Annotated in this window: 25 protein-coding genes and 1 riboswitch; of the genes, 7 read left to right on the top strand and 18 right to left on the bottom strand. The window is 35.0% G+C overall.

The features are described from left to right. Positions 1-222 precede the first annotated feature (222 nt). Positions 223-1,254, bottom strand: coding sequence for a hypothetical protein (locus tag C8269_RS06465; RefSeq protein ID WP_106460898.1), 1,032 nt, complete (start codon positions 1,252-1,254; stop codon positions 223-225). Between the two features lie 268 nt (positions 1,255-1,522). On the opposite strand from C8269_RS06465, the gene C8269_RS06470 reads away from it, so the two are divergent. Then, positions 1,523-2,413, top strand: coding sequence for a helix-turn-helix domain-containing protein (locus tag C8269_RS06470; RefSeq protein ID WP_106460899.1), 891 nt, complete (start codon positions 1,523-1,525; stop codon positions 2,411-2,413). A gap of 67 nt (positions 2,414-2,480) precedes the next feature. Here C8269_RS06470 and C8269_RS06475 read toward each other — a convergent pair whose 3' ends face one another. The 9 genes from C8269_RS06475 to C8269_RS06515 all read right to left on the bottom strand — a co-directional run bounded on the left by C8269_RS06475 (position 2,481) and on the right by C8269_RS06515 (position 9,754). Continuing rightward, a complete protein-coding gene (locus tag C8269_RS06475; protein ID WP_158698388.1) occupies positions 2,481-3,362 on the bottom strand; it encodes an N-acetylglucosamine kinase in 882 nt (293 codons plus the stop codon). A gap of 2 nt (positions 3,363-3,364) precedes the next feature. Continuing rightward, positions 3,365-4,459, bottom strand: coding sequence for a DUF871 domain-containing protein (locus tag C8269_RS06480; protein WP_106460901.1), 1,095 nt, complete (start codon positions 4,457-4,459; stop codon positions 3,365-3,367). Between the two features lie 44 nt (positions 4,460-4,503). Then, entirely contained in the window at positions 4,504-5,850 is a 1,347-nt protein-coding gene (locus C8269_RS06485) for a PTS sugar transporter subunit IIC (RefSeq protein ID WP_199792163.1), read from the bottom strand. Between the two features lie 16 nt (positions 5,851-5,866). Next, positions 5,867-6,181 carry a PTS sugar transporter subunit IIB gene (locus C8269_RS06490; protein ID WP_106460903.1) on the bottom strand — a complete coding sequence of 105 codons (315 nt, stop codon included), beginning with the start codon at positions 6,179-6,181 and terminating at the stop codon, positions 5,867-5,869. Between the two features lie 13 nt (positions 6,182-6,194). Beyond that, positions 6,195-6,482 carry a hypothetical protein gene (locus tag C8269_RS06495; RefSeq protein ID WP_106460904.1) on the bottom strand — a complete coding sequence of 96 codons (288 nt, stop codon included), beginning with the start codon at positions 6,480-6,482 and terminating at the stop codon, positions 6,195-6,197. After that, positions 6,469-6,786 carry a PTS lactose/cellobiose transporter subunit IIA gene (locus C8269_RS06500; RefSeq protein WP_106460905.1) on the bottom strand — a complete coding sequence of 106 codons (318 nt, stop codon included), beginning with the start codon at positions 6,784-6,786 and terminating at the stop codon, positions 6,469-6,471. Before C8269_RS06500 ends, C8269_RS06495 begins: the two co-directional genes overlap by 14 nt. Position 6,787: 1 nt before the next feature. Then, positions 6,788-7,696 carry an N-acetylmuramic acid 6-phosphate etherase gene (murQ, locus tag C8269_RS06505; RefSeq protein ID WP_106460906.1) on the bottom strand — a complete coding sequence of 303 codons (909 nt, stop codon included), beginning with the start codon at positions 7,694-7,696 and terminating at the stop codon, positions 6,788-6,790. After that, positions 7,677-8,540 (bottom strand): MurR/RpiR family transcriptional regulator, encoded by an 864-nt coding sequence (locus C8269_RS06510; protein WP_106460907.1) that lies wholly within the window; start codon positions 8,538-8,540, stop codon positions 7,677-7,679. Before C8269_RS06510 ends, murQ begins: the two co-directional genes overlap by 20 nt. A 170-nt stretch (positions 8,541-8,710) precedes the next feature. Next, positions 8,711-9,754 (bottom strand): hypothetical protein, encoded by a 1,044-nt coding sequence (locus tag C8269_RS06515; protein WP_106460908.1) that lies wholly within the window; start codon positions 9,752-9,754, stop codon positions 8,711-8,713. A 314-nt stretch (positions 9,755-10,068) separates the two neighbouring features. On the opposite strand from C8269_RS06515, the gene tyrS reads away from it, so the two are divergent. From tyrS to C8269_RS06530, 3 genes are all read left to right on the top strand, one after another. Then, positions 10,069-11,319 (top strand): tyrosine--tRNA ligase, encoded by a 1,251-nt coding sequence (tyrS, locus tag C8269_RS06520; RefSeq protein ID WP_106460909.1) that lies wholly within the window; start codon positions 10,069-10,071, stop codon positions 11,317-11,319. 67 nt (positions 11,320-11,386) lie between these two features. Next, positions 11,387-11,968, top strand: a complete 582-nt coding sequence (fic, locus tag C8269_RS06525; RefSeq protein ID WP_106460910.1) for a protein adenylyltransferase Fic — start codon at positions 11,387-11,389, stop codon at positions 11,966-11,968. Further along, a complete protein-coding gene (locus C8269_RS06530) occupies positions 11,961-12,551 on the top strand; it encodes a sugar O-acetyltransferase (protein WP_106460911.1) in 591 nt (196 codons plus the stop codon). The genes fic and C8269_RS06530 overlap by 8 nt, the downstream gene beginning before the upstream one ends. A gap of 89 nt (positions 12,552-12,640) precedes the next feature. Here C8269_RS06530 and cytX read toward each other — a convergent pair whose 3' ends face one another. Together cytX and thiD are read right to left on the bottom strand one after the other, a co-directional pair. After that, a complete protein-coding gene (cytX, locus tag C8269_RS06535) occupies positions 12,641-13,801 on the bottom strand; it encodes a putative hydroxymethylpyrimidine transporter CytX (protein ID WP_106460912.1) in 1,161 nt (386 codons plus the stop codon). Beyond that, positions 13,785-14,603 (bottom strand): bifunctional hydroxymethylpyrimidine kinase/phosphomethylpyrimidine kinase, encoded by an 819-nt coding sequence (gene thiD / locus C8269_RS06540; RefSeq protein WP_106461147.1) that lies wholly within the window; start codon positions 14,601-14,603, stop codon positions 13,785-13,787. Before thiD ends, cytX begins: the two co-directional genes overlap by 17 nt. A gap of 183 nt (positions 14,604-14,786) precedes the next feature. Then, positions 14,787-14,891, bottom strand: a riboswitch (TPP riboswitch). 169 nt (positions 14,892-15,060) lie between these two features. Between thiD and C8269_RS06545 the strand changes: the two genes are divergently transcribed. Genes C8269_RS06545 through C8269_RS06555 form a run of 3 tightly spaced genes read left to right on the top strand, consistent with a single transcriptional unit; the run spans position 15,061 to position 19,868 of the window. Then, on the top strand, positions 15,061-16,260 hold the full coding sequence (locus C8269_RS06545; protein ID WP_106460913.1) for an ArsR/SmtB family transcription factor: 1,200 nt from the start codon (positions 15,061-15,063) through the stop codon (positions 16,258-16,260). Beyond that, the gene (locus C8269_RS06550) at positions 16,244-18,112 is read left to right on the top strand and encodes an ABC transporter ATP-binding protein (protein ID WP_106460914.1); all 1,869 of its coding nucleotides are present in this window, start codon (positions 16,244-16,246) and stop codon (positions 18,110-18,112) included. Before C8269_RS06545 ends, C8269_RS06550 begins: the two co-directional genes overlap by 17 nt. Continuing rightward, positions 18,102-19,868, top strand: a complete 1,767-nt coding sequence (locus tag C8269_RS06555) for an ABC transporter ATP-binding protein (RefSeq protein WP_106460915.1) — start codon at positions 18,102-18,104, stop codon at positions 19,866-19,868. Before C8269_RS06550 ends, C8269_RS06555 begins: the two co-directional genes overlap by 11 nt. A 76-nt stretch (positions 19,869-19,944) precedes the next feature. Here C8269_RS06555 and C8269_RS06560 read toward each other — a convergent pair whose 3' ends face one another. The 6 genes from C8269_RS06560 to C8269_RS06585 form a co-directional block, all read right to left on the bottom strand. Next, the gene (locus tag C8269_RS06560) at positions 19,945-20,490 is read right to left on the bottom strand and encodes a DUF3793 family protein (RefSeq protein WP_106460916.1); all 546 of its coding nucleotides are present in this window, start codon (positions 20,488-20,490) and stop codon (positions 19,945-19,947) included. A gap of 3 nt (positions 20,491-20,493) precedes the next feature. After that, positions 20,494-20,925 (bottom strand): flavodoxin, encoded by a 432-nt coding sequence (locus C8269_RS06565; RefSeq protein WP_106460917.1) that lies wholly within the window; start codon positions 20,923-20,925, stop codon positions 20,494-20,496. 480 nt (positions 20,926-21,405) lie between these two features. Further along, positions 21,406-21,570 (bottom strand): FeoB-associated Cys-rich membrane protein, encoded by a 165-nt coding sequence (locus C8269_RS06570; protein WP_234025844.1) that lies wholly within the window; start codon positions 21,568-21,570, stop codon positions 21,406-21,408. A gap of 113 nt (positions 21,571-21,683) precedes the next feature. Continuing rightward, positions 21,684-23,837, bottom strand: a complete 2,154-nt coding sequence (feoB, locus tag C8269_RS06575) for a ferrous iron transport protein B (RefSeq protein ID WP_106460919.1) — start codon at positions 23,835-23,837, stop codon at positions 21,684-21,686. Beyond that, a complete protein-coding gene (locus C8269_RS06580; protein ID WP_106460920.1) occupies positions 23,834-24,061 on the bottom strand; it encodes a FeoA family protein in 228 nt (75 codons plus the stop codon). Before C8269_RS06580 ends, feoB begins: the two co-directional genes overlap by 4 nt. Next, positions 24,061-24,285: a FeoA family protein gene (locus C8269_RS06585; RefSeq protein WP_106460921.1), complete on the bottom strand. Its 225-nt coding sequence runs from the start codon at positions 24,283-24,285 to the stop codon at positions 24,061-24,063. Before C8269_RS06585 ends, C8269_RS06580 begins: the two co-directional genes overlap by 1 nt. Positions 24,286-24,466: the final 181 nt, after the last annotated feature.

The following is a 24,466-nucleotide window of genomic DNA, read 5'->3' on the forward strand; positions in this document are numbered from 1 at the left end:
TTTTATCATACTTCAAAAGCCCTAAAAATCGAAATTTGACTTTAAAACAAATTTATCATTTAATAAAGATAGAAAACACCTTAAATTAATGCCTGTGATATATAATCTATAATTTTATTAATTCAAAGATATAGTTTATCCTATTTACAAAAATATAGCCTGGAAAGCTTAGCTTTTCCAGGCTGATTTTTAATTCAGTTTTCCCATCCTAAAACGGAGCTCTCATTTTTTATACTTATTAAGTGTAAGCACAAATCTAGAATCATTTCCAATCAAATCAAATGTTTCTTTTTCTATAAAATCAGAATCATCTAGACCTAGTCTATAGAAATAGTACTTGGTATTAGATAGGACTTTTATGGATTTATTATAGTAATATACCCATTTTTCTTTAGTAAAACTTCCAAATACAGGGTCTGTCATGTTATTGACTTTCTTCCACTTATCAATATTTTTTTCTCCGTACCTATAGAGTTTTACTGTTGTCCTATAACATCTGTTATATATTTTAATTAACTTTTTAACTTGTTTTTTATTAAGAATTTTCTTTTTTTCTATATCAGAAATTTTACCTACCATACTTTTACCATAAGGATTAATAGCCTCTCCGTTTTTGAAATGGTATTTGCCGGAAACTGACATATCTGGTAGATACATGCCCTCAGCATAAGAAGAATCTCCTTTAAAATCATCTTGGACTAACGATTCTAAAGAAGCATCTCCCCTTGGTAAATTATATAGGATATTTGTTATCACTTTTTCAACAATTTTAGCAAAGTCACTTTCGCTAGTTCCTCTAATAGTAAGTATATAATATATCCCATCAAATTTAAAATCAGCAGAATAAACAGAATCCTTGCCTCCATTAAATTCACCTGCCCTAGAAATTAAGGCATCTAATCCCTTAATCTTACTTTTTTTGAAGGATGCTGCTGCCTTTTCGTAATCCTTGCTATATGGTCCATACCTAAAGGAAATATCAAGCCCATCCTTAGTCACAAGGCTATCTTCTGTATATAGATAGGTCTTTTCTCCTGTATTTTTTCTTAATTCATAAGATTGATCTAGGTCAAAATCAAAATCAAAAATCCCCTTCAAGTATTCTTTCTCTTTTTTAAAATCATTTTCAAGAGTATTACCATCAGGATAAGTCTCGGTATTTACATAATCATTTACAAAAACACCCTCACTAGCATTTACACTTACAGTCAAAAAAGAAAAAGCTAGTAAACTTGTCAAAATAATTTTTTTCATAATATCCTCCTATTAGTTTTCTTGCTTATAATCAATGTAAAGCTATAATATCTCCATTTTTATACCTCATTGGATTTAACTTTTTCATTTGTCGCTCCATTTTTACCTACTATATAAGCAAGAGCTATTATTTTTTAAGCTTTAACTAAAATATATTTCCTGTAATCATTCTTAGTATGATTGTATCACGATAAGATATAATATTAATGTTTTATTTTTCTATAGACTTTCCTATTATAATGTGATATGATGAGATAATGGTGGTTTTATGAATCTAATTAATTATAAATTGGGGAAAGTTTTAAAAAAAATAAGAAAAAACAATAATATTAGCCAAGAAAAACTTGCTGAACTTTCTTTTATCAATGTCAAAACCATTTCTAATATGGAAAATGGCAAGGTTGATATAGATTTGGATAAGCTTGAAATTCTTTCTGAAATCTTCAATGTAGATCTTGTAGAAGAGTATCTTTATCTTTTATTAGATGACTCTCAGCAAATTGATAAGCTTATAGATAAATTAAATTCTAGGGATAGGTATGCTGGAAGCAGTCAGACTGATGAAATCAAGATTTTAACAGAAATTGAAAATACTTCTACTAGAAAAATCATAAGAGATAAGGCTAGAAAGCTAAGATTATTATTTCAAAGTATAGAGTTGAAAAATAAGAATGATAAAAAATCTATAATTATTAAAGCATTAAATATAGCTAAGACCTTCGATTTTATTGATCTTAGCTCAAATGCCTATGATATAATAGACTATAGATTGCTGATAAATTACGCTATATGTCTTAGCAATAAAGATGATAGGCTGGCCTATCTAAAATTTATTGAAAATTCAAAAATAGATAATAATAGTCTAAACTCAATCTTATACCATAATATATCAAATACATATTATACTTTAGACAAGTCTTACCTGGCCCTATACTATATAAATAAATCAATTTCAGCAAACAATAAGAATCCCATTTCCCCAATCATGCTTTACCAAAAATCCATTATTTTATATGACCTTAATATGGCTTATGAAAAATATGTGAAACTAACACTAGAAACATCTAAGAAAATGAGCGATAAGCTGTACCATCTTATTTTAGATAGGTATAGAAAAAAGGCCCAAAATGACAAAAATTTTATAATAACTTACAAATAAAATTTTCTTAAAAATAAAAGTGATAATTCAAATTAACTAAATCTTGAATTATCACTTTTTAATTAGGCTAAGAAAATACGACCCCGCTAAGTTTATAGCCACCTTCTAGGGCGTCATTTTTAGCTACAACTAGGTCTATGTCTTCCCTTAATTTATTTTTTATTAATTTATCAAATCCAATGTCTGATTTTGTTAGACCTCCAAAAAGGGCAACTTTCTTTACCTTCTCGGAGTCAAGGGCCCCTATTAGCTCTACAATTTCCAAAACCATAAAATCTATTATTTCCTTAGCTTTATTATTGTTTTTTTTGTACAAATCAAAAACAAGACCAGATAAAGACGCTATTTGGGTTCTATTCATATTCTGAACCTTAAGTATCAAGTCATAGTCATTTTCCAAAGAAAAATACTCTCTCACACATTTATAAAGGTCAGTTTTTTCTCTTCTCTTGTCTGCTTCCTTAGTGAATTCTTTGATAAGTTTCATGCCAAGGTCATAACCACTTGCCTCATCTCCAATCCTATAGCCCCAACCTCCAGCTCTTATAAACTTCTTGCTTTCATACTTATAGGCAATAGAGCCAGTTCCTAAGATGATTAAAATTCCAGTTTCTCTCTCAAACTCAGAGTAATAGGCAAGCTCTATATCATTTGTAAGATAATAATCATATGAAGAAAACTTATCCTCTATAGCATCCTTTATTTCATACCTAATCTTTTGATCAGAGCCAAAACCTGCCAGACCGAATACTATTTTAAAATCCCTATCAAGTTTTATTTCTTCTATGCCTTGGAATAAGATTTCTGTCATTTTTTTACTTCCAACCTGAAGTATGTGACTTGATGGTAATTTACTTTTATTAATTAACTTACCATCCCTAAATATTCCAAACTTACTCGATGTACCGCCTGCATCTACAACTATAATATCAGGCTCGTTTTTACTCATCTTCATTTTAGTTTAAAGGCAAATTTTTGCCAAGGTTTTAAATAATCGATAAGGAAAACTTCATCTTCAGAAATTCTTCCCACTACATTGCTAAGTCCTGAATTTTCCATATCTTTTTTTGATATTTGAAGCTCACCTGTGTAGTGTCCATAGCCGTCAGCTTCAATAATTATATCTCCCTTTCTAATCTTAGCAGGAGCGTTTATAACTGGGAAGCTTTCGCCCTTGTATTTGACCCTACTTTGTGTAGATCTAATAAGATAATCAGAATGATCTCCCCTATAGAAATGTTTTTCTTCTAAAACTATTTTTTTCATAAGATCAGTGATTTCATCTACTAATTCCACATCAAAAGTTAGCTTATCTAAAGAAAGTTTGCTAATTTTTTCTAATTCTTCATCACTTGGATAGCAGTTTGAAATAATTATATCATCTATATTATCAATAACAACAAAATGTTTGATTTGTACATCAATCGGTAAATTCCTGTGGATTTCAAGGGTTGGTAGGCCCTCAGCTACTGGCCAAGGTCCGAAAGTATCCTTATTTTGACTTGTGACAAAGGCTGCTGTCCTTAACTTATATTTATTGTATTTTTCTGTAGTCCTCATAAAAAAGTCAACATCAAGAGCAGAATACCTGTGTGGATAAAAATTATGGCAACCAATTAAATTGTATTTGTTTGGCTGGTAGTCCATAATATTATCTATCATGTGGGTATCCATAGACATGTTTATTTCAATCTTAAGCCCTTCTTCATTAAAGGTCATCAAACTTTCTTCTAGGCCGCTAAAGCCCAAATCAAGCCTAATCCCGTCAGCATGAAGCGATTTAAAAAATTTCAAATCATCATAATTTATTCCAAGAGCTTTCATCACCCTAGGATTTACGTCAACTATAATCTCATAACCAAGTTTTTTGGCAAATAAATTTACCTCTTCAAACTTAGTTTTTATTTCTTCAGCATTTTCATTATCAGCAAACAAAAATGAAGAAAAAATCCTCCTAAAACCGCAATCGTGGGCTTTTTGTATATAATTTTTTAGTTCATCTATGTCAGATTTCTCAGGATAAATTGAAATTCCAAGTTTTCTCATATTTCCTCCTATATAAAAGGGCTGAAAACTCAGCCCCTTTTTTGTTATTTATCTTCTTCTAAACCTTCGTGTTCTTCTTTGTATAATTTATTATCATACATCTTGAAGAATGGATAATACATAATTACAGAAAGTATTATCAAAATTACACTTAATATTGATGCTCTGATATCGCCTGTTGCAAAGAAGGCACCTATAGGTCCAGGCAAGGTCCATGGAGCTATTGTTATAACCCTACCTACAAGTCCAAGTTGGGTTGCTATCCATGCAATTATAGCTAAAATCATTGGTATAACAACAAATGGTATCATTAAGATTGGATTTAATACAATTGGAGCACCAAAGATCATTGGTTCATTAATATTAAATATAGCTGGGATTATAGCTGTTTTTCCTAATGTTTTGCCGTAGGTTGATTTTGACCTAAATAGTAATAAAATTGCAAGTCCTAATGTTGCTCCTGCACCACCTATATAGATAAACCATTGGTAGAATGGTTCTGCTGCTACATTTGGTATTGCTTCTCCCGCTGCAAAGGCTTGGGCGTTTTGGTCGATTAGCATCAGCCATAGTGGTCTTGCTACTGTACCTACAATTGAAGCTCCGTGGATACCAAATATCCAGAAGAATGATTGTAAGAATACTAGGATTAGTACTGATGTTAGTGTATCAGATGCTGACACTAATGGTGTGATTAGTTTACCAATTATCCCATGAAGGTCTATTTTTAACCACATAGATATGGTTGCAAATAATAGCATTACAACCGCAGTTGGAATTAGTGATTCAAATGATCTGGCTACTGATTCTGGTACTTGTGGTGGCATTTTGATTGTAAGACCTTTTTTCATAAATAGTCTATAGATTTCTACTGCAACTATTGCAGAAATAATACCAACGAACATACCTGCAGATCCAAGATTTGCCATTGGAAGCAGCCAACCTTGTGGAACTTGCTCTAAATATTCAGCCAATTCTACATTTGAGCTTGCAAGATTTGTGACAGCCTCGCTTGCTGCAGGACCTACTTGTGGAACTATTGTTAATAGATAAGCAAGTTCTGCTATAATCGCTCCTGATAGGCCGTCTAAATCATAAGATTTTGCAAGAGAATATCCTATCCCAAATACTGCGTATAGGGTCATAATAAACATTGAAACCCTGTGTGGCAATAGTATATCTCCAGCGTGTTCTTTTATCCAGATTGCAACGCCCCAATCTTGTGGCAATTGGTTTGGCAAGAATCCTATAACCAAAAACATTGACGCAACAATTATTAAAGGAAGTGTTGCTATAATACCGTCTCTTACGGCTCTTAGGTGTCTTTGCTCAGCAAGTCTTGCCATAGGACTTGCTAATTTTTCATCAATCATATTTGCAAATTTATCCATAATTTACCCCTTTAAATTATTTGTTTTTCTCATACAAATCTAGAACTTGTTTAAGAAGCTTCTTGCTTCCTATTGGTGAATAGGCCATTGGCTCGATTAGCTCAATTGGGACATTAGCTGCACTTGCTGCTTGTTCTAGCTCCTTAAATCTATGCCTGATTTGTGGTGCAACCATTGCTACATCGTAGCCTTTTGCAAGTTCATCAATAGCTTGGGTTGAGCCAACTGAATTAACCTCGATATCAATACCTTGCTTTTCCGCCTCATCTTTCATAGCATTAACTGTAATAGATGAGCTCATTCCTAAGGAACAAATAAATAAAACTTTCATAAGACCTCCTATCTTACATTTGATACATAACTATAAATAAAATGAAACTTATTAATAAAAAGCTTGCCAATAATTTTATAAAAAACCACTTGATAAATATCTTTTCCCCACTAGATAATTTATAAGCGCTTAATACAAAGCTTAGGCTCATAATGCCTGCTGCAAGCAATACATAGACAAGTCTACTATCTACGAATCTCGGTAGGTAGGTTAGGGTTAAAAAATTAACCAAAATGATAATTACCGCTCTTAGAAATCCTATTTGTGGGACGTCAGTTTTATAGATACTATTTTTGTTCATAGATTTTTTCATACATTTTTATCAAAGATTTTATCAAATCCCTACTTTCAAGAGCTGTCATCAGCTGATCTTGGGCGTGAACCATAAGTAGGGATACATATTTAGAATCCTCATTCATTTCATCTTGCATAAGTCTAGTTTGAATATTGTGGGCCTTGTTAAAATATTCGTCTGCCTTTTTATAGGTTTCCCCTATATTTTCAAATTTGCCCTCTTCAGCTTCTGCCAAAGCCTCGTAAACATAGGCTTTGCCCTGTCCAGCATTTACTATTATTTCAAATATATCTTTTTCTAATTGATCCATACTAATTATCAACCTCCTCTAGCGCTTTTCTTAAAAATCCATCCGATTTTTCTAAATCTAATCTCGCTTGTTCAAAACTTTTCCCTGTAAGGATACTATAAATTGACAATTTCACATCCCAATCGAAAGATTTTAGTGCATCTTCCGCTTCTTTCCTACTCACACCAGTGACATCAATCACAATATTTTCTGCCCTTAATTTTAGCTTATTGTTAGATGCCTTAAGATCTACCATATAGTTTTTATAAACTTTACCCGATAGGACCATGCTTGCAGTGGTAATCATATTTAGAACCATTTTAGTGGCTGTTCCTGCCTTAAGCCTAGTAGATCCTGTTAAAACCTCGGGCCCCACTTCTACTTCTATTGGATAATCTGCTATTTCACTTACCCTTGCCTTTGTATTACAGGAAATACTTCCGGTTTTAACCCCTATTGACTTTGCGTATTTAATACCTGCCACCACATAAGGGGTCCTGCCGCTTGCTGTTATACCAACCAGGATATCATTTGAATTTAAGTCGATTTCTTTTAGGTCTTCTATAACATCAAGTTCGCTATCTTCAGAATTTTCTACAGCCTTAAACATGGCTGAATTACCTCCTGCTATAAGGCCTAGAACTTTTTCACAATCTACGCTAAAGGTTGGTGGGCACTCTGAAGCATCCAAGACTCCAAGCCTGCCGCTTGTGCCTGCTCCGATATAGATAAGTCTTCCTGAATTTTTATAGGCTTTTGCTACTTCTTCTATTAATTTTGCTATATCTGTAAGAGAATTTTCTATGCAATATGCTATAAACTTATCTTCTTCATTCATTAGCCTAACTATTTCCAAAGATGTCATATTGTCTAGGTTGACCGAATTTGTATTTCTACTTTCTGTCTTCGATTCAAAAAAGTTTTCCATCATTTTCGTCCTCCTTTCCTATAAAGTTGTCGCTTAATTTTTCCATATATTTATCATAGTGCCTATGAATGTAAATATTGTATAAAATATCAATTATATGCAGCTGTGAAATCCTAGAGCTGAAAGCTCCTGGCCTTGGTATATTCTCACTTGGAGCAACCTGCAATATAATATCAGAATTTTTCGCAACATAAGAATTAAGAAAACCAGTTATGGCTACAATCTTCGAAGAGTTTTGCTTCAAAACCTTAACACAGTCAATAATTTCTTTGGTATTACCCGAATAGGAAAAAATAATTGCTAGTGTAGTCGGATCAGAATTTTTTGCAAATAAATACTGTATATGCCAATCATCATCAATGTTTAAAACCTTACCAACCCTCAAAAACTTTTGTTTCATATCTCTGGCTGCAAGCAAGGAAGATCCCATTCCGAAAAGGTTGATATTTTCAGAATTTTCAATCAAGTCAAGCACCTGGAGTATGTCTTCTTCGTTTTGAAGTTTCGAGGTATTAGTCAAAGAAGTTTGAGTTTTTTCTAAAATCATTTCAATTGTGTCAGAAACATTATGAGTATCACCAACATTTTTATTAAGCTGCTTTTTGTTTGATTCAGTAAGAGCAACCTCATAAATAAGTTCGTTTTTCATATCAGCAAAACCAGTATAGCCTAATTTTTTACACATCCTAACAATTGTAGATGCAGATGAGAACGTTTTTTCAGCAAGTGTTCTTACATCTTCCCTGATTACCTCTCTATAATTGTTAAGAATGTAATTTATAATCTCTTTCTCACTAGGTGTCGCTGATTGTATATATGAATTTAATTTTATGAAAACATTCGCCATAACTAACTCCTAATTAAATAATATGCTTATAAAACAAATAAGTCAATAATTTGTACCATTTTCGCAAAATTGTTTCACTTTTTGATTTTTTTTCTAAATTAATGAAACTAAAAAGGCTCTAATGTCAAATTAGAGCCCTATGTTTACTATTTTATTTCTCTGCTACCTTTTTAGAATTCTAATTTCATAGATGATAAAGCTGAGGTATTTCTAATATTGGCTATAAAGGACCTTAAAATCACCAAAAATTCGTCTTCAGAAATACCAGAGGATTCTACCAAATATTCATTATCCAAATCTTTAAACTCTGCCCTATATAAACCTCCCTCTTTATAGGAAGAAAGAACCATTTCTTGGCCATAAACGTTGGATATTTTTTTATCTTTCAAGGAATAATCGCTCCAGATTTCTTCATCCTTGCCTGCCATTTGGAAGAGAATTTGTGAATCATCCCTAGTTAAGTAAATTTGTAGGTAAAGTCTCTTGTCATAAGCTCCTGCTTTAGACTTACCTAAGACTTCTGTTGGCTTTCCAATCTTATAGCCATCAAAATTTTCTACAAGTTTTTTTACTAAATTTCCGCCATCAGAATCAGCAAGGTCCTTAGACTGGGCATCTAGTTTAGCACTTGTTATTCCTTGATTAAAAACAAGTGTATCTTCTGCCCCACAAGATTTGATTTTTTCAAAACTAAGCTCTGACCTATCGATCATTTTAAGTGTCTCTTGATATGTGTAGTCGCTTTCTACTAGGCCCATATAATCAAAATAGTCACGTACTTTTTGGAGAGTAATAGCCCCAGTGGTATAAATCTTTAAAAACTGTTCCTTATTTAATTTACCAAAAACTGGATCTGTCATATTTTTGACTTCTTTCCACCTATCGATTCTCTTATCGCCATATTTATACCATTTTATGATGGTTTGGTAAAAAGAATTGTAGGCCTTGATCAAGTTTTTAACCTTTGGTCTTGCCAAAATTTCTAGCTTTTCTTCTTTAGAAATCTTTCCAACCTTACTTTCCCCAAATGGATGAACTTGCCTACCTTTTTTTACCCCAAAATAATGAAGAGCTGGCAAATACATCCCATCTTCATAAGAATAATCTCCCTTACCAAAGCCCTCGCCTGTGTAATTGTTAGAATCAGCAAAGGCCGCACCTGTTGGCATAAGCATGGCGACCATTAATCCGCATGCTATAAGTTTCTTTTTCATGGTAGCTCCTTTCTTTTTTTCTCGTATCTACTTATTATAAATATACCCCGATTTTGTTATTTCAATAATAAATTATCAGGCTAAATTGTCAATATTTGACAAAAGACATTTACAGGCGTTAAGTAGATGTAAGAATAAAACTTACAATGAATTCCAGTAGGATGGTTTGAAATAACTTATCTGAACTTACACTTTCATTTTGTTTAAGGCGAATATGGGCGCCTGTCCCATATGCAGAGTATAAAAAAAGCTGGTACCGCATTTATTGCGCTTTTATGCTCTTTTTTTGTGCTTATTTTAAGAAAGGAAAAAAGATGAAATTTACTTACGAAAAAGAATACGATAATGTTTTTGATGAACTAGTAGATCGTGGCTACTATGAACAAGCCACCAACGAAGAAGAACTAAAAAAAATCCTTGCAAATGATTCTGTGAAATTCTACTGTGGCTTTGATGCTACAGCAGATTCACTTACAGTTGGTCACCTTATCCAAATTATGGTTATGATGCGCATGCAAAACTACGGCCACAAGCCAGTTGCCCTTCTTGGTGGAGGTACAACCCTAATCGGTGACCCATCTGGAAGAAGCGATATGCGCCAAGTTATGACAGTTGAAAGAATCGACCACAATGCTGACTGCTTCTACAAGCAATTCCAAAGATTCTTGGACTTTTCTGACGGCAAGGCAACCATGCTTAACAACAAGGATTGGCTCCTTGACCTTAAATTCCTTGAATTTTTAAGGGATGTAGGAAGCGAATTCTTGGTAGGTGAAATGCTTAAAAAAGATGCCTACAAAAATAGACTTGCAGCAGGCGGCCTAACCTTCTTTGAATTTTCTTATATGCTATTGCAATCTTACGACTTCTTAAAGATGTATAGGGACAATGGTGTAACCCTTGAAATGGGTGGATCTGACCAATGGTCAAACATCATCGGAGGAGTAGACCTAATCAAAAAACATGAAGACGGCAAGGCTTATGGTATGACCTTCTCCCTACTTACAACAGCAGATGGGGTAAAGATGGGCAAGAGCCAAAAAGGAGCTGTATGGATAGATGAAGAGAAGACTTCACCATATGAAATGTTCCAATACATGAGAAATGTCGATGACAGGGACTTGGAGAAATTCCTCCTTCAACTAACCTTCCTACCAACAGCAGAATGTAAGAAATTAGGATCAGCAACAGATGCAGCAGAAATCAACAAGGCCAAAGAAACCCTAGCCTACGAAGTAGTAAAACTAGTTCATGGCAAGGATAAGGCAGATGAAGCCCTATCCGCAGCAAGAGCTCTATTTTCAGGCAAAGGCGATGAAAGCGCCATGCCAACCACACAAATTTCTGCATCTGACCTACCAAAAGGCCTTCTAGCCCTAATGACAGAAGTAGGCCTAACCAAATCAAACGGTGAAGCAAGAAGAATAGTGAAGCAAGGCGGCGTATCAATCAACGACGAAAAAATCACAGACCCAGCCTTTGAAGTAACAGAAGAAATCTTTGAAGATAATAGAATAATAATCAAAAAAGGCAAGAAAAACTTCCACAAGGTGGAATTAGCCTAAGATTAGCAGACCCTAGGGTCTGCTTTTTTGATTTCCTAAGAGTATAATTTATAAAAAAGGAGGGCCTATGAACAAGAATGAAGAATATTTGAGCAAAAAAAGAGCCATAGAGCTTTGGGATACTGGCCTTATAGATCATTTTGAAGTGGGCACTTTCAAATCCCTAGCAGATATCCACGCCTATCTCTTTCAAGATGTCTTTGATTTTGCTGGCAAAATCAGGACTGTAAATATATCTAAGGGTAACTTCCGCTTTGCCCCCCTTCTTTTTCTAGAGTCCAATCTATCTATCATTGAAAAAATGCCAGAAAATAGTTTTGATGAGATTATTGATAAGTATGTAGAAATGAACGTGGCACACCCATTTCGTGAGGGAAACGGAAGAGCGACTAGGATTTGGCTTGACCTTATCTTAAAGAAAAACCTAGGTAAATGCATCGATTGGGACAAGATTGATAAGTTTGTCTATCTTTCCGCTATGGAGAGATCTGTTGTAAATACACTTGAAATAAAACATCTTTTAAAATCTGCCCTCACAGATAAAATAGACGATAGAGAAGTTTTCATGAAAGGAATAGACAAATCCTACCTCTACGAAGACCTCTATGACATATCTATAAGAGAAATTGACAAGGAAAAGCATGACTGAAAAAGAAAAAATGCTTAAGGGCATCCTTTATGATGCTAATTACGATGAGGAATTAAAAATAGACAGGCTAAGGGCCAAGGACCTTTGCTTTAAATACAATACAAGCCTTCCATCAGATGAGAAAGCCCTAAGAGAAATTATTCATGAACTAGGGATAAAGACTAAGGAGAATTTCTTCTTTACAGGGCCTTTTTATTGCGATTATGGTTACAATATTTCTATCGGAGAAAATTTTTATGCCAACCACAATCTCATAATCCTTGACGGAGCAAAGGTTAGTTTTGGAGATAATGTCTTTATCGCCCCAAATTGTACCTTTTCAACAGCTGGCCACCCTATTGATAAGGATAGGAGAAATAAGGGGCTTGAATATGCCCACCCAATTACAGTTGGCGATGATGTCTGGTTTGGGGCAAATGTCGCTGTCATGCCAGGGGTCAATATAGGTTCAAATGTAGTAATAGGAGCAGGCAGCCTTGTAAATAATGACATACCTGATAATAGCCTGGCCTTCGGCAACCCTTGCAAGGTCTATAGGCAAATCACCGAAGAAGATAAGAAAACTTCTTGGGATTTTAAATAAAATACCCACTTAAAAACTGACCTTTTAAGGTCAGCCAGACTTTTTACAATCTGACTGAACTTTTGGGGTCAGTTTTTGCTTATAATTATTTAGTCTTTTATTAATTTTTCTACGATTACTTTTAGGATTAGAACAATTACTATGCAGGCTATGGTTGAGCCTATAAAGATATCCATCTTTAAGAGTATCCTATAGATGATAAAGCCAATTAGCCAAATTATCATATTTTTGACATAGATGTCGCGGCTTGTGACATCTTTTTTTAGTATAAAATAATCTGCTATTTGGACTGCAATCATTGGAGCAAATACAGAACCTATTAGGTAAAGGAAGTCTGTTATATCATCCATTGGGAAAATTATCGCCCCGATTGTGCCTATGATTGTGACAATTATGCCTATCTTTTGGCCGTTCACTTTTTTTGATAGGGATTCGGCTGAGATACCTGCAGAGTAAGCATCTAGGAAGGTGGTTGTAACTGTAGATAGGATAATTATCAGCATGGCAGCAAGGCCTAGGCCTGATTTAACCATAATCATAGCTATGTCGCTTTCCTCTGTAAGAAGGGCCATGCCCATTCCTATCACATACATCCAAATTGATACAAGGCTGTATGTTAGAGTTGATGTGAGCGTTGCAGCCTTTGGGTCTTCTGCCTCTCTAGTGTAGTCAGAAATAAGTGGCATCCAAGACATTGGCATAGCTATGGCAAGCTCAATAGCAAGGCCAAAGCTCATAGCATCTGCTGTTGCTTCTGACATAAAGTCAACTCCCTTTAGGATTTTAAAGGAAAGGACAATAGTTAGGATAAATAGAAGTGACATGGAAACTGTATTTAGCTTGCCAAGATTTGATATCCCAATTTTTATCCAAACTAGGATCAAAAGTCCAATAACAAGAGCCCAAAGAATATGGCCTGTAGTAAAGACGTGGGATGTTGAAATTGCCCCGTCATATATCATAATAGCAGTCCATCCTACAAGCTGGAGGACATTTAGAAAGGCGAAAAATAGGCCGCCCTTTTGGCCAAAGGACATCTTAACTGTCTCCATGGCTGATTTTTCGCTCATACCTCCGATTATCCCTGCCAAATATAGGAGAACTGCCCCTATCAAATGGCCGATGAGGATAGCCATAAGTCCGTTTTTAAAGCCAAGTGGTGCAAAATAGGTACCTGTGATAATTTCCGCTATGGAAACCCCAGCTCCAAACCAGATGAGGCCGTTTTCAAAATTAGAAGTCTTTTTCATCATAGACCTCCTTATATTCTTCTTTTATATCAAAGGCGTGGTTCATTGGACCTGAGCCTTTGCCTAAATTAAGGCCTGCTGCAAGAGCTTTTGATATATAGTCCTTGGCTTTTTTGACTGCTGCTTCCATTGGAAATCCCTTTGCAAGGTTAGAGGCGATTGCTGATGATAAAGTGCAGCCTGTGCCGTGGGTGTTATTTGTGTCAATTCTCTTACCATCAAACCACTTGCCTTCCCCTTTTGCATAGAGGTAGTCATTGGCATCATTTAAGGCATGGCCGCCCTTTAAGAGAGTTGCGCACTTATATTTGGATGAAATCTCCTTGGCGGCCTCTTCCATATCTTCTACAGAAGTAATTTTCCTACCGATTAGGATTTCTGCTTCTGGGATATTTGGTGTTAGGACATCTGCAAGTGGAAAGAGCTTATCTTCAAGGGTTTTGATGGCATCATCTTGTAATAATTTTGCCCCGCTTGTTGCAACCATGACTGGGTCTACAACAATATTTTTGGCCTTATAATAGATAAGTCTTTCTGCAATTATCTCAATTAGGCCACTTGATGAAACCATGCCAATCTTAACTGCATCTGGAAAAATATCCGTAAAAACCGAATCCAATTGTTCTTTCAAAAATTCTGGACTTGCTTCTAAAATATCACTTACGCCGGTTGTGTTTTGTGCAGTTAGGGCTGTGATAGCACTCATGGCAAAAACCCCATTTACAGTCATAGTCTTGATGTCTGCTTGTATACCGGCGCCTCCACTGGAGTCTGAACCCGCAATGGTCAATGCTTTTTTCATTTCTGTCATAAAAATCTCCTTACATTGTTTTCTATAGCGATAGAAGGTGGTGCCCCCAATCTAACGCTTATTATTTTTACTTGCCTAGCAAGCTTGCCGATTTTCGGCAAGAATCTTCCTTTCTTAAAAATTTACAAAAAAATAAGACAAGCAAGGCCTGTCTTAATAAGCTCTCATAAGAGTGAGTAAAATTTGTACACATCCCTACGTTGGCATTACCCAAATCAGGTAAGGTCGAGGTTTATAACCTCCTCTCAGATCTTAGAAAGAACTCCCTTGTATACATCAATTTTAAAACTTATAGGAAATAATGTCAAGGAAAATTTTCCTAAATTCTATCTTAGATTAATATCAAATATAGACCTATTGAAGTTAGATGGAATTTGTCTTATAATTAAGTTAATAGAAATCTAAGATAAAATTAAATATTAGATATAAATCTAAGAAAGGATATACAATGAAAACTAATTTCTATAATTTTAAGCTCATAGAACAGCCCTTACTTGTAAATGAAGCTGGTCTTATGGTTTACCTTTATACAGACTACCTAGCTGCAAAGAACAAAAACTTTATCTCTTTTGAGGAGTCTTATCCAGGTTTTAATTACTCCCAGGATATGAATTTAACCTCAATAGATACTGCTTTTTACAACAACAAGGCCTATACAGACTTTGTTAGAAGTGTAAAAAAGGAGTCCCTTCCCTATCTAGAAGAGTTTTTTCATGATCAGAATGAGGATATCTTAAATCTTTTTTACATATTTATAGAAAACGCTGGAAATTATTTGCCTTTTATGGCAGGAGTTTTCCAAAATATCAATGTTACATCTATTAAAGAATTTTCCTATGAGATCTTTGACCTAGTCTTCAACCTATCTTTTTTAAGATGTATAGGTGTTGACATAGATGATCCAGAATTAAAGTCTACAACTATAAAAGAATGGTCAAAAAAAGCCTTAAAATCAGACTTTCTAAGCTTAATAGCTAGTCTACCCTACGAAGATAAGCTTTCTATGGCACTTTTAAGGTCTTTTTCCAATAAGAAATCAATCTACGATAGGCTTTATTCACTTTTAGAAAAAATTACTAATATTTTAGAAAATAATTTTCCAAAAATTCAAGACGAATTCATGGACCATTTTGAAAAGATAAAAAAAGATGACTACAAAAAGGTAAAAGAAGTAATCGACCAGGTTGGCTTAGGAAGTTTCTTAGAAAAAAAAGAAGAGCCTTTTAACATCTACGGTCTTATCCTTGCACCAAACATGACTATGATTCAGTTTATTTCAGAAGATTACGATGATGCTTTCATCAAGTTTGGAATTTATTCAAATAAGGACTTTGTCAAAAAAGAAAATAAGTTAAAGCACCTGAGCCAATACCTCAAAATCCTAGGAGACCCAACAAGGATTGATATTCTAGATTTACTTAAGGAAAAAAACTACTATGCCAAAGAGCTTTCTGATAAGCTTTATATAACACCTGCCACCTTATCTTATCACATAAGTCAGCTTCACGTATGCGGCTTTATTGGAGCATACATTGAGGGCAGGAAGACCTATTATTATTTAAGACGTCCCGGTTTTGAAAAAGTAATAGAAGAACTTACCGAATTTTCTAAGGACATAAGGGAGGAAAGAAATGCAAAGGAATCTTAAAAACCTAAAAGAAAACCTAGCCCAAAATTTAAATGACGAAGAAGTTATAAAATCATATCTAAGAGCTGATAAATTATCAAATATCGACCTATTAAAGATGGCCTACCAGCCTTTTAAGGATAATATTAAAATCAAATTATCTCTTTTAATCTATCCCCTTACAGCAGGCCTTATTCCAATTATCCAGGCCTTTATCATGTATTACTTGGTTGATATCATAGAAAAAAACACCGACCTTAGGACAATGATTGTCACAATTACAGCCTACGCCCTAATAATTTTCATCTGCTCCATGGTTTCAAATCAAATAGAGCGTAGAACTTACCCAACTTATATGGGTACAAGGCTATCCACCTTCATCAAGGCTTCTGGTCCTATCATGGAAATGGACTACGGTCTTGGGGAAAATTCTCTCTTCATGGCCGAATTTTCCAGAGGTTTTGAACCTTTTTCTAACAATGTCCAGGGTCTAGAAGGAATTTACCACGATATGTATAAGCTTTTAGCAAATCTTATCTCCTTTGTGATAATATCAGTGATTATGGCAAAATTATCTCCCCTAATTTTTATCCTTGCCATAATTTCAATCCTAATCCAAATTGCGATTAGAACCTATACTGACAAATATAGGCATGCCCACATGGGAGAGCTTAACAAGGTTAGGAGAAAAACTGACGCCTATTACAAGGAAGCATCCGACTTTCGCTTTGCCAAGGATATTAGGGTATTTTCCTTCAAGGACAGGTTTATAGCAGGTTTTAGACCCCTTGTGGCTGATGTAGTTAAGATTTCAAGGACCTTTATCAAGCATGAAATGTATTTATCCCCTGTCCTTGCAGTCCTCCTCGTGGGAATCGAAGCTCTTTGCTTTTATTTCCTAACAGGGAAAATTTTGACAGATCAAATAACCCTTAAAAACCTAACTTTAATCATCACTTCCGTGGCTATCTATAGCACCGTTATCTCAAATCTAGTGATGAATATAGCCCAAACCAGGTCAAATCTCCTCTATGTAAGCGATGGTTTTGATATGCTAAGGGCAGACCTTAAATCAGATGCAGGCAAGAAAAAAATAACAGGACCTATGTCAATAGAATTTAGAAACGTATCTTTTTCCTATCCCCTATCTAATGTGAATGTTTTGGAAAATCTATCATTTACAATTCGTGAAAAAGAAAAAGTCGCTATAGTCGGTGTAAATGGCGCTGGCAAATCTACCATAGTTTCCCTAATTCTTGGTCTTTATAAGCCAACAGCAGGCGAAATTTTTATAAATGGTATAAATGCCAATGACCTTGACCTTAAGGAAAGATATGCCACCTTTGCAACAGTCCTACAAAATGTAGAACCCCTTGCAGTTTCTATTGCAGAAAATGTAGCGGCTACTGATGAAAAAATCGACAGAGAAAGAGTTATCGATTCTCTAAAAAAGGCAGGTTTAGGATATAAGCTCGACCAATTACCAAAGGGAATCAACACCCAAATAACCCGAAATATCCACGACGATGGAACACTTTTTTCTGGAGGAGAAAATCAGAAACTTGCCATAGCCAGAGCCCTTTATAAGAAGGAGGCTGGAGCATTAATAATGGATGAGCCAACAGCAGCCCTCGATGCCCTAGCAGAAGAGAAAATTTATAGGGACCTCGATGAAATCAGCAAAGACAAGACTCTAATTTTTATCTCCCACAGACTAGCATCTACCAGATTTTGTGACAAAATCATGCTCCTTGATGGCGGCAAAATCACAGAATACGGTACTCACGATGAGCTTTTAAGGCAAGATGGCCTCTATAAGGAAATGTACGAATCCCAAAGAAAATACTATTTGGAGGAAAATAATGAAAAATAAATTAAAGGCCCTATGGCTTTTTGCAAAAATCACAGCAAAAAACGATCCTCTTTATATACTGGTAATTATCCTAAATGCCTTGGCCCCTGCGGCTGCAACTATGATCAATGTCTTTGTTCCAATGATTTTTATCAATCAAATCACTGACCCAAGGCCAGCAGTCGACTTTATAAAAATTGTAATATTTTTAGTCGTTGGAAAAATTCTCATAAAAAGTCTAGAAAGACTCCTAAGCCGAGAAGAATTTGTAAGACGCCAAGGGATTAATGATTACCTGACCTTTGAACTTGCAAAAAAAGCCATGGATTTGACTTACCAAAACATAGAAAATCCCCACACCCTAGACCTAAAGGAAAAGGCTAATGCTGCCATAAATATGGGAGCTATCCATAACTTGCTGTCATGCCTTAAGGATATAATAACAAGTGTGGCAACCATCATAGGAACTGCCCTTGTAATCATATCTTTCTCCCCTTACTTGGTCGCATTTTCAATATTTATTTCCCTCTTAATAATTTTTGTAAATGGAAAAGAAGCTGCCTACACCAGCAAATTTGACCTGGAGATTGTAAATGTAAACAGGAGATTCTCTTATTATTTCTCCCTCATGGCAAGTCCCCACTACCAAAAGGAAATTAGGGTTTTTGACCTAGGACCTCTTATGAAATCAAAAACCAAGGGATATCTAGATGAGATGATGGCTGGCTTTGAAGATAAATTTGCCTATGAAGCTAATATGGGCGCTCTAAAAATCTTTTTAGAATCAATTCTAAGGCTAATATCCTACACCTATGTAGCAATGAGGACCCTATCAGCAGCCTACGGGCCACAGATAAGTTTTGGTTCATTTTCTGCTATAATAGCTGCAAATGAAAACTTCATGACAGCCTTTCAGACCATGTTTTCTGAGCTAGCAGCCTTTATAATGAGCCTTGTCAACCTCGAGCCCCTCTATGATTTTTATATCCTAGATTCTGACAAGGAAGAAAATTTAAAAGAAGCTGGAGAATTTGAAAGCCTAGAATTTATTAATGTATCCTTCACTTATCCAGGATCTGATAGAAAGATTATTGATGATATATCTTTTAAAATCAATAAGGGCGAGAAAATCTCTATTGTAGGTGTAAATAACGCAGGAAAGACAACTATTGTTAAGCTTCTCCTAAGATTTTTTGATATCGATGCTGGAGAAATTTTATACAATGGAGTCAATATCAAAAATATCTCAAAGGCCTCCCTCTATGAGAAGATGAGCGGAGTTTTCCAAGATTTTTCAATCATGCCTTTTACAATAAAAGAAAATATTATTGGAAATATGGATTATGATGAGGAAAATGTTAGCGAAATTTTAAAGGAATTAGACCTGGACGAGAGGGTTAGAGCGCTTGAAAATGGCCTTGATACCTATCTAAACAAGGATATCTACGAAAATGCCACAGACCTATCCCTTGGCCAAAAGCAAAAACTTGCCATAGCCAGGGCCATCTACCACAAGCCAGAATTTATAATCCTAGATGAGCCAACAGCAAGCCTAGACCCATTAGCAGAAGCCCAGGTCTATGAACATTTTAACGAAATGACAAAAGATAAGACCGCAATTTTCATCTCCCATAGGATGAGCTCAACCAAGTTTACAGACAAAATCCTCCTTTTAGATGAGGGAAAAATCGCAGCCTACGACAGCCACGATAATCTCATGAAATACAAAAATAAATACTCCGACCTCTACAAGGCCCAGGCTAAGTATTTTGTATAAATTTACCCAAGCAAAAAGACCTAAATTCTAATTCTTAGGTCTTTTTTACATTCAATGATATTACGTTTTTAGGATTTTATACAATTACTAGTTTATCTATATCTTGGCCTTTAATGTAGGTGTCCATATAGGCCTTTCTTGTTTTATCGTAAAGGGCGAAGAGTTTTTCTTTTTCTTCTTTTTGGCTGTAGACCTTCCAGTATCCACAGCAGAGGTAGTTTTGGCCCTTGTTTGCGATAAAACCTTCCACATCTTCGTATGGGTAGCCTAAAAAGCATCCAATCTCATGGGGGAAATATCCTAATGATAGCTTTTTGATAACGCATGATAAGCATTTATCAAGAGATTCAACTTCATAGTCTAGGCTCTTTAGGAATATTTTTATCTGATCTTCAGCTAGGTAGGCTTGTAACTTATCTTTTCTATATACAAATATCAGTGAGCCCTTGTCATTTTTTGCTACCTGTCTAAAATATATATCAAATTTATTAAATCTCTTATTCCATTCCTTTAACAAGTCTATGATATATTCCCTGCTCTTGCCTGCAATTCTGAAGAGATTGGCAGGCTTGATGTTGGCTAGGACTTGGGTGCAGTGGCTAAGTAGATAGGACTCACCCATGACTTAAAGTGCTTTTGCTAGGCTTTCAGCAAGATTTCTGCAAGCTTCAAGATCTTCATCTTGTGGAGTATCATAAGCTATTAGACCATCTGCTACTAGGTTGATATTGTCATCTTGGCATCTAGATGTCCAGTTTTGCATCCATTCGCCATCTGCCCATTCGTATGAACCAAATAGGACTACTGGTTTATCAGCAAGTTTGTCTTCTACTGATTCAAACATTGGTTCAAATGAACCATCTTCTAGCTCTTCTGAACCCATAGCTGGGCAACCAAAGGCAAAGCCATCATAATTTGCTACATCATCAGCTGAGAAATTATCTGAAAAGATTTTTTCTGCTTCATGACCTAGGTCATTTAGTTTGGCTGTGATTTCATCTGCCATCATGTCTGTGTTACCTGTTCCTGACCAATATACTACTGCTACTTTACTCATTGTTTTTTCCTCCAAATTTTTAATATTTTTTAGTTACATTCTAACTATGTGTACCCTTTTTCTTTCGGGTAAGATTTATATTTGATATCATAATGATAATGATAACCTATATCATACTTTATTTAAAAAAATAAAGTTTAATCTGGATCATCACCTCGACATATTTATATACTATTTAAGTCTATCTTTATCGGATTCTTCCTGACTTAGTCTATCAGAATGAAATAGAAATTTGATTGTCAAGGGATGAGCCTTGTGAAGGCTTATGTGATATTGATAATTTTTATCAAAAGCCTTCCAAAAAAAATTAAGTATCCAGCCTAGACATCAGAAATTTAGCATAAGACTATTTATTAATTCCTTTAAGATTTGACTTTTCTTTTCTAGTCAATTTTAAAATTAACTATTATAGGCTTATATATTTTTCTTTATGCCTGGCATCTTTGTTGTATTTTCGTTTTTAATATTTTTAGCCTAGTCCTAGTGGCAACATGATTTGTGATCATTGTTGCTAGAACATCCTGAACAGCCTCCACAATCACCTGATGTTTTCTTGATAAATCTTGAGTAGATTATATAAGAACATGCTGCAAGTACTAAGATTAGGATAATCCATGATGGTAAATTCATTTTTCTTCCTTTCATTTATAAGCCCGCCCCCCTTAAAGGGGGCTGACTTAAATTTAAGCTTTTACTTGATTTATGATTTTAAACTTGAAAGTTTAGTTTAAGGACTTACTTTCAAGCTTCCCTTTAATCTAAGCTTTGGCTAATGATTCGTTGTAGGCTAAGTTTTTTCTAGAGCTTCCTTTTCTTACTACCATGTAGATGAAGAAGATTAGGGCTACTAGTCCAAGTACTGTTCCTATGCCAAATTTACCATAAGCTAAGAAGCTTGCTAGTTGATAGAAGATGAAGCTTACTATATAAGCAAAGCCCATTTGATAGCCTATAGTTATGGCTGTCCACTTATTATCATCCATTTCTGTCTTGATAGCACCTACTGCTGCAAAACATGGCATGCAGAGCATGTTAAATAGTAAGAATGAATAACCTGCTACAGGTGTTCCTATTGCGGCACCGAAGGCTTGGAGTAACTCAGGTGTATCTGATGAAACATCACTACCTAGACCTAAAACAACTCCCATTGTAGAAACTACGTTCTCTTTTGCTACGAAACCTGATATTGTTGCAACTGTTGATTGCCAGCTTCCAAAGCCTATTGGTCTAAAGATTACGCCGATTATGGAACCTAATACAGCTATGATTGATCCTTCTGAGTTTTCTTCAATTAAGTGTAATCTGAAGTCAAAGTGTGTTAAGAACCAAATTATAACAGCTGATATAAAGATTATTGTTCCAGCTCTCTTAACATAGGCCTTAGACTTATTATAAACATCAGTTAAAACTGATTTTACTCTTGGTGCGTGGTATGGAGGTAATTCCATAATAAATGGTGCTGGTTCATCTGCTAGTGCCTTAAATTTCTTTAGGATAATTCCTGAAAAGACAATTGAAGCTATACCAATCATATAGAACGAGAATGATACCAAGGCTTTGTTTTCTGGGAAAAATGCTCCTGCTATAAGGGCAATTACTGGTAATTTTGCTGAACAAGGCATGAAAGTAGATGTCATGATTGTAATCTTTCTATCTCTTTCATTTTCGATTGTTCTTGATGCTTGGACACCAGGTACACCACATCCTGTTGCAACCATGGCTGGGATAAATGATTTACCAGATAGACCAAATCTTCTAAAGAGTCTGTCCATGATGAAGGCTACCCTTGCCATATATCCTATATCTTCTAGGATTGATAATAGGGCAAATAGAACCATCATTTGTGGTAAGAATCCAAGTACTGCTCCCACACCTGCAAGAGCTCCATCTGTTATCAATGATTGAATAACTGGGTTTACATTAGAGCCTTCCATCCAAGCTCCAACTGCTGGTATTAGGTTATCTTCAAAGAAACCATTTACTAAATCTGTGCCCATGGTTCCTGGTGAATGTTCATAAACTGCACCGAAAAATACCAAAAACATTACTAGGGCAAAGATTGGTAGACCTAAGATTCTATTGGTTACAATCTTATCAACCTTATCTGTTAGGCTTACCTTTGGTGGAGCCTTTACTAGGACATCGCTTGAAAGATTAGCTAAGCTTTCATATCTAGCTGTGGTGATGATTGATTCAGCATCATCTTCTAGTTCTTTTTCCAGCTTATTTCTAGCCTCTTCTACCTTAGTTTTTAGCTCTTCTGTCAATTTGATATGGCCAAGTGATTCTTCGTCATTTTCGAAGGCCTTGATTGAATAATATCTAGATAAATCTTCGCCAACTATTGGCTTTAAGTCAGCTTCAATTGGTTTAAGGGCTTCTTCTAGGTCAGAATCAAAGAGCATTTCTTTTGGTTTTTGACCATCTTTTGCAACTTCTAGTATTTTTGCTATTAATTTATCAACACCCTTTTCCCTAGCTGCTATAGTTTCAACTATTGGAATGTTTAATTTTTCTTCTAGGGCCTTGATGTCAATCTTATCTCCCTTTGATTTAACTATATCCATCATGTTTAGGGATATAACCATTGGGATTTCAAGCTCTGCTAGTTGGCTTGTAAGGTAGAGGTTTCTAACTAGGTTTGAACCATCTACTAGATTTACTATTAGGTCAGGTCTTTCATTTATAAGATATTCTCTTGAAACAACTTCTTCCATTGTATATGGAGAAAGTGAATAAATACCTGGCAAGTCTTCTATTATTACGTCTTTGTGGCCTTTTAATACGCCTTCTTTTTTATCAACAGTAACCCCTGGCCAGTTACCTACCCTTTGATTTGAGCCTGTTAGGGCATTAAATAGGGTGGTCTTACCTGAGTTTGGGTTACCAGCAAGTGCTATTCTTATACTCATATCTTTTCCACTCTTATATTCTTTGCATCTTCTTTTCTAATACTTAGTTCATAACCTCTAAGGTTAATTTGTATAGGATCTCCTAGTGGAGCAAGTTTTCTTACAAAAATTTCTGTGTTTTTTGTAATTCCCATATCCATGATTCTTCTTTTTGTAGGGCCATCGCCCTCAAGTTTTACAACTTTTACAGTATCCCCTACTGGCACTTCGTTTAAAAATGGCATTAGGCTGCTACCTCCTTAACAATTATCTTACTAGCTAATTCTTTATTAAGGGCAAATCTATTATCATCAATAGTAAATATGTAGTTGACCCCATCAAAATTCAAAAGCTTAATTATTCTACCTTTAGCAAAACCTAGGTTATTTAGGTGTTTTATGATCTTTTCATCGCCCTTAAGTTTGATTACTTCGACAGTATCACCTATGCTATAAAATGTAATAGGCATAATCTCTCCTCTATAATTTTAGTTTTATTGCAATATCTTTAAATTCAGGATGTCATATCCTTGTACTATTAATATATCATAGCCGATAATGAATATCAATACTACTTACTAGAAATGTTTGATATAAATTATCAATCTCATTCACACAGCTAAGAGGAAAACCTTATTTATTAAATTTTAT

This window comes from Anaerococcus sp. Marseille-P3915, assembly GCF_900258475.1.
Taxonomy (GTDB): Bacteria; Bacillota; Clostridia; order Tissierellales; family Peptoniphilaceae; genus Anaerococcus; species Anaerococcus kampingae.